This is a genomic window from Rathayibacter sp. VKM Ac-2926 (assembly GCF_022815565.1).
GTDB lineage: Bacteria > Actinomycetota > Actinomycetes > Actinomycetales > Microbacteriaceae > Rathayibacter > Rathayibacter festucae.
In genome coordinates, this window is sequence record NZ_JALGRS010000007.1 from 43,681 (window position 1) to 58,228 (window position 14,548).

Below are 14,548 nucleotides of genomic sequence, written 5' to 3' on the forward strand. Positions count from 1 at the left end.
CGAATTCGCCTGCCGGGTGGTCGGCTGGTCTGCCGGGTGGTGGTGCTCGATCCGTCAGGAGTGGTCGCTCGGGAGGGGCTGGAGCAGCCGGTTGCGACGGATCGGCGCCGGGAGCGCGGGCGGAGCCGCCGCGCTGGGGAGGTCGGTCTCGATACGCCCCTGCGGGGCTACTCGACCAGCATGGAGTGCGCGCCCCTCGCGAGGTCGCGGCAGCCGCAGCATGCTGGTCGAGGCGGCCGCCCAGCGGTCGTCTCGACGTACCGCACTACGGGGTCGTGTGGACCTTCAGCTGGGCGGCCTGGAGGCCGGCGTCGGCGATCAGCTCGACGGCGTCGGCGGCGTCGGCGATCAGGATCGGCAGGTTCTCGTGCTCGGGGCCCGCGAAGTCCTTGAGGACGAAGTCGGCGGCGGGCTGGCGGCCGGGCGGGCGGCCGATGCCGACGCGCACGCGGAGGAAGTCGGCGCCGTCGGTCGCGGCGAGGATGTCGCGGATGCCGTTGTGGCCGCCGTGGCCGCCGCCGTTCTTGAGGCGCAGGGTGTCGAAGGGGATGTCGAGCTCGTCGTGCACGACGATCAGGCGCACGGGCGCGAGGGAGTAGAAGTCGAGCAGCTGCGCCGTCGGGCCGCCCGAGAGGTTCATGAAGCTGTTCGGCTTGCCGAGGATCAGCTTCGGTCCGCCGGGGCGGAGGAAGCCCTCGGCGACCACGGCGTTCGCGCGGTTGTGCCGGCGGAACGAGCCGCCGATCCGGGTCGCGAGCTCGTCGAGCACCATCTGCCCCACGTTGTGCCGATTGCGCGCGTACTGCGCGCCCGGGTTGCCCAGTCCGACGACCAGCCAGGTCTCGCCCATCTCGTTCCCTCTTCTCGATGCGCTCAGCAGCGACGTCTTCCGCGGGGCGAAGCCCCCGGACGCGGAACGGGCCCGCTCGCGATCGCGGCGGGCCCGTCCGTGCGGGTGGTGCTCCGACTACTCGGCGGCCTCGGTGGGCTCGGCCGGCGTGGTGGGCTCGCCCTCCTCGCCCAGGTCCTGCTCGACCTCCTCGGTGACGTTCACGATGAGCGCCTCGGGGTCGGTGAGCAGCGTCGCGCCCTCGGGGAGCGTGACGTCGGCGGCGGTGATCTGCGTGCCGGCCTCGAGGCCCTCGACCGAGACGACGACGTTCTGCGGGATCTTCGTGGCGTCGACCTCGAGCGAGAGCGTGTTCGCCTCGGTGGAGACGAGCGTGCCGGGAGCGGCCTCGCCCTCGACGTGCACGGGGATGTCGACCGAGACCTTCTCGCCGAGACGGATGACCGCGAGGTCGATGTGCTCGATGATCTGGCGGACCGGGTCGCGCTGGATGTCCTTGACCAGCGACGTCTGGGCGACGCCCTCGATGTCGAGCTCGAGGATCGCGTTCGCCTTGCGGGTCAGCAGGAGGATCTGGTGGCCGGGCAGCGTGACGTGCACGGGCTCGGTGCCGTGGCCGTAGAGGACCGCGGGGATCTTGTTCTGGGCGCGGATCTTGCGGGCCGCTCCCTTGCCGAACGAGGTGCGGACCTCGGCGACGACCTTGTTGGTGAGTTCTGCCATGGTGTTCTCCTGGACGGCGCCGTGCGCCGCCTGCTCGGGTCCCGGCCTGGGGCCGCGGACGGGGTTTCGACTCGAACGCGTGTCTGCGTGAGGAAAGGTCCGCGGCGCTCCTTCCGGAGCTCCACCTGGTTCCACCGCGTCGATCACGGATGCACGGGGCATCCCTCGCCGAAGTTCAGCTACCCACCCTACCGGCCGCGCGGCCGAGCCGCCACCCGCGGGCGCCCCTACCGCGCCCCCAGCCGGGCTGGCTAGCGTGCGGGCATGACTTCTGACGACTTCGGCTCCTACGTCGAGAAGAACGGCTTCCACCGCGACACCAACTACATCCCGACCCGCATCACCGCGGACGGCCGCGACGGCTACCCGGTCGAGGCGGGCCGCTACCGGCTCGTCGTCTCGCGCGCCTGCCCGTGGGCGAACCGCGCGGTGATCGTCCGCCGCCTGCTCGGCCTCGAGGACGCGCTGTCGATGGGCATCTGCGGCCCGACGCACGACAAGCGCAGCTGGACCTTCGACCTCGACCCGGGCGGCGTCGACCCGGTGCTCGGCATCCCGCGCCTGCAGGACGCGTTCCTCGCCCGCTTCCCCGACTACCCGCGCGGCATCACGGTGCCGGCGATCGTCGACATCCCCACCGGCCAGGTCGTCACCAACGACTACCCGGTGATGACGCTGGACTTCTCGCGCGAGTGGACGGAGTTCCACCGCGACGGAGCGCCCGACCTGTATCCGGAGAAGCACCGCGACGAGATCGACGAGGTCGCGGAGCTGGTCTTCCAGGACGTCAACAACGGCGTCTACAAGTGCGGCTTCGCCGGCTCGCAGAAGTCGTACGACCGGGCGTACGACGCGCTCTGGGCGCGACTCGACTGGCTGGAGGAGCGCCTGAGCACGCAGCGCTACCTCGTCGGCGACACGATCACCGAGGCCGACGTCCGTCTCTTCACGACGCTCGCCCGCTTCGACGCCGTCTACTACAGCCACTTCAAGGCCAACCGAAACCTGCTCTCGGCGATGCCGGCCCTCTGGGGCTACGCCCGCGACCTGTTCGCGACCCCGGGGTTCGGCGACACGATCGACTTCACGCACATCAAGTCGCACTACTACGAGGTGCAGCGCGACATCAACCCGACCGGCGTCGTGCCGAAGGGCCCGGACCTGTCCGGCTGGCTCGTCCCCTCGCACCGCGAGGAGCTCGGCGGCCGCCCGTTCGGCGACGGCACCCCGCCCGGCCCGCCGATCCCCGCCGAGGTCGACCCCGAGGGCCACGGCGCCTGAGGTCTGAACGGCCGTGCGTCGGAGGGAGGACCTCCGTGCACGGCCGCTCCCGGCTGCGCGCCCGACCCCGGCGCTAGCCTGAATCCGTCAACCCTGAACGTGTACGTCGAGGAGAACCGTGTCTGACCAGCCCACCGCCACAGCCAACATCGGAGTCGTCGGTCTGGCGGTGATGGGCTCGAACCTGGCCCGCAACCTCGCCAGCCGCGAGGGCAACACCGTCGCCGTCTACAACCGCTCGTACGGGCGCACCGAGACGCTGATCACCGAGCACCCCGAGGCCGGCTTCGTCGCCTCGGAGACCATCGAGGCCTTCGCCGCCTCGCTGAAGACCCCGCGCACGGCGATCATCATGGTCCAGGCCGGCCGCGGCACCGACGCCGTGATCGAGCAGCTGACCGCCGCGTTCGAGCCCGGCGACATCATCGTCGACGGCGGCAACGCGCTGTTCACCGACACCATCCGCCGCGAGAAGACCGTCCGCGAGACCGGCATCCACTTCGTCGGCACCGGCATCTCCGGCGGCGAGGAGGGCGCGCTCAAGGGCCCGTCGATCATGCCCGGCGGCTCGGTCGAGTCGTACAAGACTCTCGGCCCGATCCTCGCCTCGATCGCCGCGGTCGCCGAGGGCGAGCCCTGCGTCACCCACATCGGCACCGACGGCGCCGGCCACTTCGTCAAGATGATCCACAACGGCATCGAGTACGCCGACATGCAGCTCATCGCCGAGGCCTACGACCTGCTCCGCACGGTCGGCGGCCACGAGCCCGCCGCCATCGCCGACGTCTTCGACGCCTGGAACAAGGGCGACCTCGAGTCGTACCTCATCGAGATCACCGCGGAGGTGCTCCGCCAGGTCGACGCCGACACCGGCAAGCCCTTCCTCGACATCGTGCTCGACCAGGCCGGCTCGAAGGGCACCGGAGTCTGGACCGTGCAGAACGCGCTCGACCTGGGCGTGCCCGTCGGCGGCATCGCCGAGGCCGTCTTCGCCCGCGCAGTCTCCTCCAAGCCCGCGCAGCGCTCCGCCGTGCAGAAGCGCGTCACCTCGCGCCCGACGCCCGTCGCCCTCTACGACGGCTTCGAGGACGACGTCCGCGCCGCCCTCTACGCCTCCAAGGTCGTCGCCTACTCGCAGGGCTTCGACGCGATCATCGCCGGCGCCGAGAAGTACGGCTGGGAGATCGACAAGGGCGCCGTCGCGAAGATCTGGCGCGCGGGATGCATCATCCGCGCCCAGTTCCTCAACCGCATCGTCGACGCCTACGCCGAGAACGCGGAGATCACGACGCTGCTCGAGGACCCGTACTTCGCCGAGGCCGTCGCCAACGGCGAGGCCGCCTGGCGCCGCATCGTCTCCACCGCCGCGCTCTCGGGCGTGCCGATCCCCGGCTTCGGCGCCGCGCTGTCGTACTACGACTCGCTCGCCTCCGAGCGCCTGCCCGCCGCCCTCGTGCAGGGCCAGCGCGACTTCTTCGGCGCGCACACCTACCAGCGCGTCGACAAGGAGGGCACCTTCCACACGCTGTGGTCGGGCGACCGCACCGAGGTCGAGCAGGACCCGTCCACGCACTGACCCGCGGCAGCACCCGAGTAGCGCGCTCTCGCTCGGCGGATCCTTGGGCCCGCGAAGTGAGAGCGCGTTACTTTATCGTCTTGAAATGACGAAATGACCATAGATCAGTGGGTGAAGAAGGGCTCTCAACAATGAAGTGGGGATCGATTCCCCTAACCTTGGAACCGATCGAATCTTTGAAGTTCGCAAGAACTCCATTGGCGTTACTCAGCCGGCCACCCTTGGACGGGGGAAGGTGGACATGGAATATCACTTTCACCCGAGTGGCGCGAAGCGCGATCACCGCGAAGGCCTGTTCGTCTCCGACCGCCCATTCGCGGGCCGCAACCAATCCCCCTAGGGTATCGAGACACTTCTGCGCAATCTCGAGAGGCAGAGTGTCGAAAGGTATGCGTTTCGAATTCGGATGAGTGTAGTCCTTGATCTCAATCAAATAAAGGATCGATTCGCGAATGGCAACAATATCGACGCCCTTCGCATTCATCTTATTGAGCCGATTGCGATAGAACGCCCATTCGTCATACTTGCTGACTTCCCATTCGTCTTCAAATGAGAACACTAAGTCCTTCTCTTTGATTTCGACCATCTACTCGACCATCCCGAGATAACGCGCCGACTGCTGTAACTCTTCATCGAGAGCGGTGATGTCGCTCAGGTCATGTAGCGACGGTCCCTGCGATACTGCGATGTCGTCTTCATCTCGGTTCAAGCCGATGAATTGGGCCGGAGCAGAGAGCGCATACGCCTCCTCACTGTTCCTCGCGAGTAGGAGCTCCAACTCCCGCAGAAGAAAAAGACTGTGCGTTGCAATGAAGACCTGCACCCCGGAACGAGATAGCTCGACGATGGTCTTCGCCACGCCTCGAAGAGTGCGGGGGTTCAGATTAGCTTCCGGCTCGTCCCAGAAGAGGTAGCCGCCATTGAGAAGCGTTCCCGACAATACCAGCCGCACCAGCATTCCGAGCTTTCGAAGGCCTTCGGCGACGAGGTGCATCTCGAGCGAGCCGATACCGGGTTGCTTTAAGTAGAAGCGGCCATTTTCTTCGACCACCGTCCCCCCAAGCGAATCTTCTATAGGAGCTAGGATTCGCCTGACCGCACCCTCTCGGGCCCCACGGAGCGGCGGTCGACCGAGGAGATCCGCCGTATCTCGCCAAGTGGCGTCGAATTCCAAGGCCCGCTCGTTATATAGCGACACGAAACCGGGGTATATTGACAGCAACTCGCGCGAAGGAAAATAGACGGACGTTTCTTCGAACCAGTGACCGGGAATGTAGCCTGTTTTGACTTCAGATCTCGAATTCGAGGCGAACGAAAAGTCGACGTATGAGTCCTCGTCAAACGCTACCACCACTTGACTCCTAGAACGCCCTCTGCGGCGATTGGCTAAACGCCCTAGAGACTCTGGTCGAAATGTCTCGACGAGCTTTGCCGCTAGCGAAAGATTTAAGTAACTTCTCGTCGGTTCTGGTCCAGCCAACTGATCCGGAGTGCCGACTGCACGAGTAACGCTATAAAGGACCTTGAGAAGTTGCGACTTCCCAGTGGAATTCTCGCCAACAATGATGTTCAAATTAGGTGAGAAATCGAAATGAGCTGATGCGAACGGGCCGAAGCCTTCTAGCTCAAGCTGGCTGATCGAGTCTCGCAACCGAGTCTCCTTCACAATCACATTATTGATGGTTTTCTCGACGCAGCTATACGCGGTATATCCGAGGAGGGTACTGCATCCCTGACGTCGACCCCCCCTCAGCGTATGGCCTGAAGCGCGGACGCAAGGCGAGCCAGACCGTAGGCGCAGCGCGCAGCACCTGTTGCGCCACCACACGCTGCTAGAACAACCTCGTCGCCGGGTAGAAACTCGAGTTGCTCCTCGCCACGCTTCGGTCGGCGGGCGGGCGGCATTGCGTTCTCGCCGGCGGTGGGCGCGGCAGCGTCACGTGCAGGGCCAGCGCGACTTCTTCGGCGCGCACACCTACCAGCGCGTCGACAAGGAGGGCACCTTCCACACGCTGTGGTCGGGCGACCGCTCCGAGGTCGAGCAGGACCCGTCCACGCACTGACCCCGCGGACGCACCCACGGGTGCACACGCAGAAGGCGCCCCCGCCCGTCGGATCCTCGGATCCCGCGGGCGGGGGCGCCTTCGTCGTGCGGAGCGACGGGTCGCCGGGTCAGCGCAGCCAGACCGTCGTCGCCGGCGGCAGCAGGCGCCCCTCGAGCGGCGCGCTCGCGAGCAGCACCTCGGCCTCGGGGAGCGCGACCGGCTCCTCGCCGAGGTTGGTCACCGAGTGCCAGCCGTTCGGGCGCGCGAAGTGCAGCACGCCGGGCTGCGCGTCCCGCCACTCCAGGCTCTCGTCGGTCTGCAGCTCGTGCCGGAGCGCGAGGGCGCTGCGGTAGAGCGCGAGCGTCGAGTCCTCGGCGAGCTCCTCCGCTTCGACGGAGGAGTCGGCGAACCAGGCGGGCTGGGGCAGGTGCGCGCCACCGGGGCCGAAGCCGAAGGAGTCGCCGGTCGCCTCCCAGGGCAGCGGGACTCGGCAGCCGTCGCGGCCGACGTCGGTGCCGCCGCTGCGGAAGAACGTCGGGTCCTGGCGGTCGGCGTCCGGGATGCCGGCCACCTCGTGCAGGCCGAGCTCCTCGCCCTGGTACAGGTAGGCCGAGCCGGGCAGGGCCAGCAGCAGGAGGGTCGCGGCGCGGGCCCGGCGGAGGCCCAGGGCGCGGTCGAGCACCGGCTCCGCTCCCCCGCTGAGCAGCCACTGCTTCGCGGGGGCGCTCTCGGCCGCGCCCTTCTGCGGGAGCCCGTAGCGGGTCGCGTGCCGGACGACGTCGTGGTTGGAGAGCACCCAGGTCGTCGACGAACCCGACTCCGCGGCCAGTTCGAGGTTGAAGGTGATCAGCCGGCGGAACTCCTCCGCGTCGAGGTCGGCCTCGAGCAGGTCGAAGTTGAAGGCCTGGCCGAGCCCCTCGGGGCTCGCGTAGCGGGCGCGGCGGGAGGCGTCGACCCAGGCCTCCGCGACGGCGGTGCGCGGCGGGTCGTAGGAGTCGAAGAGGGCGCGCCACTCGGCGTAGACCTCGTGCACCTCGTCGCGGTCCCAGAACGGGTGGCTGCCGTCGATCCGCTGGCCGTCGATCTCGGCGGCCGCGGGGAGCGGCTCGGTGAGGTCCTTGACCAGCGAGTGCGCCACGTCGATCCGGAAGCCGTCGACGCCGCGGTCGGACCAGAAGCGGAGGGTCTCGAGGAAGTCGTCGCGGATCTCGCGGTTCGCCCAGTTCCAGTCGGGCTGCTCCTTCGCGAAGAGGTGCAGGTACCACTGGCCGTCGCCGACCGGCTCCCAGGCGGGGCCGCCGAAGACGGACTCCCAGTCGCTCGGCGGCAGGGCGCCGTCCTCGCCGCGGCCGTCGCGGAAGACGTAGCGTTCCCGGGCGGGCGAGCCCTTCGGGGCGGCGAGCGCCTCCTGGAACCACGGGTGCAGGTCGGAGGAGTGGTTGGGCACGATGTCGACGATGACGCGGATGCCGCTCTCGTGCAGGCGGGCCGTCATCTCGTCGAACTCGGCGAGCGTGCCGATCCGCGGGTCGACGTCCCGGTAGTCGGCCACGTCGTAGCCGCCGTCGGCCAGCGCGGACGGGTAGAACGGGCTGAGCCAGACCGCGTCGATCCCGAGCTCCCGCAGGTACGGGATCCGCTCGAGGATGCCGGCGAGGTCGCCGATCCCGTCACCGTTCGCGTCCGCGAAGCTCCGCGGGTATATCTGGTAGACGGCCGCCTGCCGCCACCACTGGGCGTCCTCGGTCGTGCCGCTCCTGCTGAGTACCGTGTCCGTCACGGGTGTCCTTCCGTTCGTCGTGGTCTGTGGTCTGGTCTGGTGGTTCGTCGTCGGCCGCGGCCGAGCGCTCGGTGACGGCGGGTCTCGATACGCCCCTGCGGCGCTACTCGACCAGCATGTTCGGGGCCGGCTCGTGCGCAGCACGGCACCCTCGCCTCCCGGAGTCGAGCCCGCGGGTCTCGGGGTGGTCGGCTGCAAGGCGGAGGAGGGAGGCGTAGCGGAGCTACGGCGACCGACGACAACGCCGCAGACGGCCGCCCCGAGGCCCGCGAGCCCTACTTGATGGCGCCTTGAGTAACGCCCGACATGACCCAGCGCTGGGTGAACAGGTAGACGATGATCGCCGGGGCCATCGCCATCAGGTAGGAGGCGAAGGCGACGTTGTAGTCGTTGCTGAACTGGGTCTGGAAGATCTTCTGCAGCACCGGGAGCGTCTGCAGCGACGGGTCCGAGGTGATCAGCGACGGCATCATGAAGTCGTTCCAGGAGGCGAGGAAGGCGAAGATGCCGACCGTCGCGCTCATCGGGGCGAGCAGCGGGAAGACGAGCCGCCAGAAGACCTGGTTGGTGGTCGCGCCGTCGAGCCGGGCGCTCTCCTCGAGCTCCTCGGGCAGCGAGCGGAGGAACGCGGTGAAGAGCATCACGCTGAAGCTCAGCTGGAACATCACGTGCAGGATCGCGACGCCGAGCGGGTTGTCGAGCCCGACGAGTCCGGTGAGCGAGACCTGCGACAGCGCGAGCACCGGGAACGGCAGGAACATCGCCGCGAGCAGGTAGAAGAACGACCAGCGGTAGAAGCGCTTGCTCCAGTTCCGCGAGATCGCGAACGCGGCGAGGGCCGAGAGGACGATGGTGCCGCCGACCGTGATCGCCGAGACGAAGACCGAGACGGCGAACCCGCGGGGGAAGTCGGTCAGGTTCCAGGCCTGGACGAAGCCGTCGACTGAGAACGGCAGCGGGATCGAGAAGGCGTTGCCGTCGACCGCCTGGGCGCCGGTCTTGAAGGCCATCGTCAGCGTCACCCACAGCGGGCCGATCACCGAGAGGGCGCAGACCACGAGGACGAGGGTGAGCAGGAGGCTCGAGCGCCGCCGCTTCCCCCCGCGACGGGCGTCGGCGTCGACGGCGGCGCGGGTGCCGGGGAGGGACGGGGCGAGGGGGACCTGGCTGGTCATCAGAAGGCCGCCTTTCCGCGCGAGACGCGCAGCTGTACGAGCGCGATCACGAGCGCGATGAGGAAGAAGATCGTGGCGTTGGCCATCTGGTAGGCGTAGTCGCCGCTGGTGAAGCCGGAGAAGATCGTCATCGCGACGCTGCGGGTCGAGGTCCCGGGGCCGCCGTCCGTCAGGCCGACGATGATGTCGTAGGAGTTGAGGAAGTTCTTGAAGCCGATCACGAGGTTGATCACGACGTAGCCCGCGACGAGCGGCAGCGTGATCGAGCGCAGCTGCCCCCAGCTGGAGGCGCCGTCGAGCGAGGCGGCCTCGTAGACGTCGCCGGGGATCGAGAGCACGCCGGCGATGTAGATCAGCAGCGCGGAGGGCACGGCCTGCCAGGCGGTCACGATCACGATCGCGAGCCAGGCCAGGTTCGGATCCGCCAGGATGCTGCTGGCCAGCGGCGTCGCTCCGACCGACTGCGCGAAGGCGGGCAGCGAGTTGGAGAACAGGAAGTTGAAGACGAACGCGATGATGATGCCCGACACCACCATCGGCAGCACGAACACCGCCCGCAGCGCGACCTTCCCGCGGATCTGCGAGGTCAGCGCGATCGCCAGCAGGAAGGCGACGACGTTGACCAGCAGCACGGTCACCAGCGCGAGGCCCACGGTGAAGCCGTAGGAGGCGAGGATCGCCGGGTCCGAGAACAGGGCGACGTAGTTGGTGAGGCCGATGAAGCTCCACTCGCCGAAGCCGATCGAGTCGGTGAAGCTGAAGAAGATCCCCATCAGCGCCGGGAGGGTGATCGCGAGCGTGAAGAGCACGAGCGCGGGGAGCAGGTAGAGCAGGAAGGTGCGGTCGGTGCGCGGCTTCCGGCGCGGGGCGACGGCCGCGCGGGGAGTCGCGACGGTGCGCTCCTCCGGGCGGGCGGGGGCGGAGAGGGCCATGGTGTCTCGTCTCTGAGAGGTGGTCGGGGAGGTCTAGGAGCGGAACGCGATGCGCGCCCAGTCGGCGTCGATCGTGCGGAGCGTCGCGGCGGGGTCGGAGCCGAGGGCGACGCCCTGGACGTAGTTCTGCAGCGGGATGTTCTGCGGCACGAGCTGCGAGGCGCCGAGGCTGAACGCCGCCCGGTCGTAGAACTCCTGCAGCTCGACGAGGGTGGGCTGGGTGACGGCGGGGGCGTCGGTGGTGACGCCGAAGGCGTTGTTGTCGGCGTTGTAGGCGTCGATGATCTCCGGCTGCATCAGGAAGGAGAGGAACTCGCGCGCCGCCGCCTTCTTGGTCGAGGCCTCCGGGATCCAGAGCGCGAGGTCGACGTTCACCCGCACGCGGCGCTCGTCCGGATCGTCCGTCATCGGCAGCGGGAAGGCGCCGATCGAGAGGTCCGGGGCGGTCTTCGCGATCTCGCTCAGCGCCCACGGGCCCTGGAAGTACATCGCCGCCTCGCCGTTCGAGAAGGCCAGGTTGCCGTCGCCGTAGGCACGGCTGGCCGCGTTCGGCTGCGCGTAGCCGGCGAGCTGCACCATCTGGTCGACGGGAGCGGCGAAGTCCTTCTCGAACGAGACCGGCGAGGAGGGGCCGACGTCGGCGCCCTGCTCCTTCAGCTGCGAGAAGAAGGCCTCGAGGTCGACGGTCCCGCCGACGGAGTAGTCGAACAGCCCCTGCGCGACCGTCCACGGGTCCTTGTAGGTGCCGTAGATCGGGGTGATGCCCGCCGCGGTCAGCGCGTCGCAGACCGCGAGGAACTCGGTCCAGGTGGTCGGCACCTCGAGGTTCTGCGCGGCGAAGATCTCGCGGTTGTAGAGCACCGCCGACATCATCAGCGAGTAGGGCAGCACGCTGGTGCGGCCCGGGTAGGACGCGGTCTGCTCGATCAGCGGCTGCAGGTCGGGGTTGATCCGCTTCGCCTCGGCCATGTCGGACAGGTCGCTCAGGGCGCCCCGCTCGACGAACCGCGCGACCTCGAAGTTGTAGTTCAGGCAGCCGAGGTCCGGCGGATTGGTGCGCACGAAGCCCGCCGAGAGGTTCGAGGAGAAGTCGTGCACGACCCGCACCCGCGACTGCGCGGCGTGGAAGCGGTCGATGACCTCGTCGAAGTAGCCGATCACCTCGGGCTTGGACTGGAAGAAGGTGATCTCGGTGACCCCGCCCGAACCGGAGGGGGAGGCGCAGGCGGCGAGGCCGAGCGCGGCGGCGCCGGCACCCGCCGCGGTGAGCAGGGTGCGCCGGCTGAGGGCGGTGGTGGTGAGGGGCACGTCGTCGTCTCCCGGGTTGCGGATAAGTTGCTTCGGTGACTAAATCTAGGTAATAAATCTAGTACGCGATGTACTGTTGCAGCCGATCCGGCCGACGTCAAGGGGAAGGGGGACGCGATGTCCGAGAGCAGGCTCTCCCTGAGCACCGGCTCGTTCCAGCGCCGGCGCAGCGCGCTCGACGTGCTCGAGCGCGCCTGGACCGGCGAGGCGGTGACCGCCTCCGCTCTGATCGAGCGCACCGGCCTCACCCGCTCCACCGTGATCGCCGTCTGCGACGACCTGATCGAGCTCGGCTGGCTGGAGGAGCTGGAGAACCAGCGCGCGGCCGGCGACTACGTCAAGGGGCGGCCTGCGCGCCGGTACGCACTCCGCCGCCGCGCGGGCGTCATCGTGGGCGTCGACGCCGGACAGCACAGCGTCGGCGTCTTCGTCGCCGATCTGCTCGGCGAGACCCTCGTGCGGCACGTCGAGGCCGTCGATCACGAGCTCGTCGAGGACCTCCCGCACGAGCGCCGCGTCGCCGACATCGATCGGGTGCTCGACCGCGCCCTCCTCCTCGCCGGCGTGACCCACGACGAGGTCCTCGCGCTGACCCTCGGCGTCCCGGCTCCCGTCGACGCGCTCGGCCACTCCCCCGCGGGCGACAACGGCTTCTGGGGCGCGATGAACCCCGGGCTCGTGGACCACTACTCCGGCCGCGGCTGGTCGCCGGTGGTCGACAACGACGCGAACCTCGCCGCGCTGGCCGAGGGCTGGCGCGGCGCGGCGATCGGCTGCGACGACTACCTGGCGCTGCTCTCCGGCGAGCGGCTCGGCGGCGGGATCGTGCTCGGCGGCTCGCTGCTGCGCGGCGCCCGCGGCCTGACCGGTGAGATGCGCTACCTCGACCTGGTCGAGGGCGTCGGCTCGGCGGAGGGCATCGCGGCCCTCGCGCGGACCTGGGCCCGCGAGGCGCTGGCCGTGGCGGGCCGGCCGGCGTCGCTCCTCGACGCCGTGGCGCAGCCCGGGGCCGCCGAGGTGCTGGCCGCGGCCGACGCGGGCGATCCGCTGGCCTCCGCCGTCGTCGCGCGGCTGATCGACCGCCTCACCGCCATCACCGCGACCGTCGCCAACCTGCTCGACGTCTCCCTGATCGTCGTGGGCGGGGCGCTGGCCGCCTCGGCCGGCCCGCTGCTCGCGGCGGTCTCCGAGCGCCTGGTGGGCGAGGTGCACGCCCCGGCACCGCGGATCCTGCCGTCGACGCTCGGCGATCAGGCGGTCGCTCTCGGCGCGGTCCGCTCGGGACTCGGGCGGGTGCGGGCGGATCCGCTCGCGCTGCAGCTGCCGAGCCGGCCGGTCGAGACCGCCGCGCTCGCCTAGGGGCCGCTAGCGCCGGAAGGCGCGGACGATGAGCAGCAGCGCGAGCAGGACGGCGACCGCGGCGGCCGTCGCCGAGGGCAGCGCGAGCAGGAGGACGAGCGCGCCCGCCGCGGAGACGATCGCGGGCCAGCGCGCGCCGGCGACGCCGCGATCCAGCCGGCGCAGGATCAGCGCGAGCAGCGAGGCGGCGACCGCGAAGGCGAGCAGGGCGTCGGCGTCGAGGACGACCACCGCGAGCACCGACACCAGGCAGACGGCGAGCTGACCGGCTGCGGGCACGCCCGTGCGGCGGTTGCGGTGGGCGAAGGGGCCGGGGATCTCGCCCGCGTCCGCGAGCCGGACCAGCGCCGAGGCGTCGCGCCGGGTCAGGGCGACGAGCGCGAGGAGGGCGGCAAGCACGGCCGCGATGCCGACGAGGACGGCGGCGGGGGTCCCGGCTGCGACTGCGGAGAGCGAGGCCGGGACATCGGCGAGCTCCTGCGGACCGACGAGCATCAGCAGCCCGACGCCGATCACGGCCGCCACGACGGTCGTGACGCCGATCCCGAGCAGCGAGCGGCCGAGCGTCGGCGTCTCGCCGGGCGAGGCGGGAGCGAAGAGGACGAGCAGCAGGGCGGCCGCCGTTCCGGCTCCCTCCGCACCGCCGATCACCGTCTCCGACGGGGTCGCGACCGGGTCCGCGAGGGCGACGATCACGGCGGACGCCAGCAGGAGGAGCAGCACGAGCCCCAGGAGCAGGCGCGCGAGTCCGGGCGGGACGGCACCGCCGCGGAGCACGAAGAGGGTGGTGCCGACGATCAGGAGCACGGCGACCGGGCGCGCGCTCGCGCCGACGATCGAGTCGGCGGCGGTCAGCGCGAGGGCGGACGCCGCGAGGGCGCGGCCGGCGAGCCCGAGCCACTCCCCCGTCGGTCCGTCGTGCACCTCGCGGCCGGAGTCGGCGACCGCACCGACGACGGCCATCGCCGCCGCGAGCCCGAGACCGAGCAGCAGCCACCAGCCGGCCTCGTGCGCGGCGGGCGACCAGACGAGGAAGAGCGCGGCCACGGCGATCGACGCCCGCGACAGCTCGGAGGCGCGCAGCAGACCCCCCGTCCGGGTCTGATCACCATGCATGCGCATTCACTCATGCTAGGGCGTCGGACGCTCCCCCGAGCGAGCCGAAGGCCGCCGACCGCGCACGCCCCTGCTGATCGAGCAGCCCGCGCAGCGGGCGTATCGAGATCCACCACCGTCAGACGCGGGTCTGCAGACCACCCCGCGGGCGACGCCTGGTCTCGATACGCCGCTCCGCGGCTACTCGACCAGCATGGAACGGCACTGAGCCGCTCGCGCGCGAGCGGCGCCGCACCATGTTGATCGAGTAGCCCGCGCAGCGGGCGTATCGAGATCCACCACCGTCCGACGCCGGTCTGCAGACCGCCCTGCTGAGGACGGCGGGTCTCGATAAGCCGCTCCGCGGCTACTCGACCAACAAGGAACGGCACTGATCCGCTCGCTCACGAGCGGCGCCGCCCCT

The 14,548-nt window shown here is 69.7% G+C and carries 12 protein-coding genes and 1 pseudogene; 4 read left to right on the forward strand and 9 right to left on the reverse strand.

Features of this window, described 5'->3' with window-relative positions:
• Positions 1-265: 265 nt before the first annotated feature.
• Positions 266-850, reverse strand: a complete 585-nt coding sequence (gene pth, locus MT351_RS11345; protein WP_243582222.1) for an aminoacyl-tRNA hydrolase — start codon at positions 848-850, stop codon at positions 266-268.
• Positions 851-967: 117 nt separating this feature from the next.
• On the reverse strand, positions 968-1,573 hold the full coding sequence (locus MT351_RS11350; RefSeq protein ID WP_123447622.1) for a 50S ribosomal protein L25/general stress protein Ctc: 606 nt from the start codon (positions 1,571-1,573) through the stop codon (positions 968-970).
• A gap of 264 nt (positions 1,574-1,837) precedes the next feature.
• Here MT351_RS11350 and MT351_RS11355 point away from each other — a divergent pair, with 264 nt between their 5' ends.
• The gene (locus MT351_RS11355; RefSeq protein ID WP_243582223.1) at positions 1,838-2,854 is read left to right on the forward strand and encodes a glutathione S-transferase family protein; all 1,017 of its coding nucleotides are present in this window, start codon (positions 1,838-1,840) and stop codon (positions 2,852-2,854) included.
• A 118-nt stretch (positions 2,855-2,972) separates the two neighbouring features.
• Positions 2,973-4,430: an NADP-dependent phosphogluconate dehydrogenase gene (gene gndA / locus MT351_RS11360; protein WP_308197739.1), complete on the forward strand. Its 1,458-nt coding sequence runs from the start codon at positions 2,973-2,975 to the stop codon at positions 4,428-4,430.
• Between the two features lie 67 nt (positions 4,431-4,497).
• Here the strand turns inward: gndA and MT351_RS11365 are convergent, their stop codons facing one another.
• Positions 4,498-5,016 (reverse strand): hypothetical protein, encoded by a 519-nt coding sequence (locus tag MT351_RS11365; RefSeq protein WP_243582224.1) that lies wholly within the window; start codon positions 5,014-5,016, stop codon positions 4,498-4,500.
• Positions 5,017-6,096 (reverse strand): AAA family ATPase, encoded by a 1,080-nt coding sequence (locus MT351_RS11370; protein ID WP_243582225.1) that lies wholly within the window; start codon positions 6,094-6,096, stop codon positions 5,017-5,019.
• A 238-nt stretch (positions 6,097-6,334) separates the two neighbouring features.
• On the opposite strand from MT351_RS11370, the pseudogene MT351_RS11375 reads away from it, so the two are divergent.
• A pseudogene (locus MT351_RS11375) lies at positions 6,335-6,493 on the forward strand (hypothetical protein); the annotation flags it as partial.
• Between the two features lie 109 nt (positions 6,494-6,602).
• Here the strand turns inward: MT351_RS11375 and MT351_RS11380 are convergent.
• From MT351_RS11380 to MT351_RS11395, 4 genes are all read right to left on the reverse strand, one after another.
• Positions 6,603-8,255, reverse strand: a complete 1,653-nt coding sequence (locus tag MT351_RS11380; RefSeq protein WP_243582227.1) for an alpha-amylase family glycosyl hydrolase — start codon at positions 8,253-8,255, stop codon at positions 6,603-6,605.
• Positions 8,256-8,530: 275 nt separating this feature from the next.
• Positions 8,531-9,430, reverse strand: coding sequence for a carbohydrate ABC transporter permease (locus MT351_RS11385; protein WP_123705141.1), 900 nt, complete (start codon positions 9,428-9,430; stop codon positions 8,531-8,533).
• Positions 9,430-10,362 (reverse strand): carbohydrate ABC transporter permease, encoded by a 933-nt coding sequence (locus tag MT351_RS11390; RefSeq protein ID WP_243582228.1) that lies wholly within the window; start codon positions 10,360-10,362, stop codon positions 9,430-9,432. Before MT351_RS11390 ends, MT351_RS11385 begins: the two co-directional genes overlap by 1 nt.
• Before the next feature lie 33 nt (positions 10,363-10,395).
• Positions 10,396-11,670 (reverse strand): ABC transporter substrate-binding protein, encoded by a 1,275-nt coding sequence (locus MT351_RS11395; RefSeq protein ID WP_123737730.1) that lies wholly within the window; start codon positions 11,668-11,670, stop codon positions 10,396-10,398.
• Positions 11,671-11,787: 117 nt separating this feature from the next.
• Between MT351_RS11395 and MT351_RS11400 the strand changes: the two genes are divergently transcribed.
• Positions 11,788-13,029: an ROK family protein gene (locus MT351_RS11400; protein WP_243582229.1), complete on the forward strand. Its 1,242-nt coding sequence runs from the start codon at positions 11,788-11,790 to the stop codon at positions 13,027-13,029.
• A 6-nt stretch (positions 13,030-13,035) separates the two neighbouring features.
• On the opposite strand, the gene MT351_RS11405 is transcribed toward MT351_RS11400, so the two are convergent.
• The gene (locus MT351_RS11405; RefSeq protein WP_243582230.1) at positions 13,036-14,151 is read right to left on the reverse strand and encodes a hypothetical protein; all 1,116 of its coding nucleotides are present in this window, start codon (positions 14,149-14,151) and stop codon (positions 13,036-13,038) included.
• Positions 14,152-14,548 lie beyond the last annotated feature (397 nt).

Coding starts and splice junctions, on each gene's coding strand:
- pth (WP_243582222.1), bottom strand. CDS start 850: ATGGGCGAGACCTGGCTGGTCGTCGGACTGGGCAACCCGGGCGCGCAG.
- MT351_RS11350 (WP_123447622.1), bottom strand. CDS start 1,573: ATGGCAGAACTCACCAACAAGGTCGTCGCCGAGGTCCGCACCTCGTTC.
- MT351_RS11355 (WP_243582223.1), top strand. CDS start 1,838: ATGACTTCTGACGACTTCGGCTCCTACGTCGAGAAGAACGGCTTCCAC.
- MT351_RS11365 (WP_243582224.1), bottom strand. CDS start 5,016: ATGGTCGAAATCAAAGAGAAGGACTTAGTGTTCTCATTTGAAGACGAA.
- MT351_RS11385 (WP_123705141.1), bottom strand. CDS start 9,430: ATGACCAGCCAGGTCCCCCTCGCCCCGTCCCTCCCCGGCACCCGCGCC.
- MT351_RS11390 (WP_243582228.1), bottom strand. CDS start 10,362: ATGGCCCTCTCCGCCCCCGCCCGCCCGGAGGAGCGCACCGTCGCGACT.
- MT351_RS11400 (WP_243582229.1), top strand. CDS start 11,788: ATGTCCGAGAGCAGGCTCTCCCTGAGCACCGGCTCGTTCCAGCGCCGG.
- MT351_RS11405 (WP_243582230.1), bottom strand. CDS start 14,151: ATGCGCATGCATGGTGATCAGACCCGGACGGGGGGTCTGCTGCGCGCC.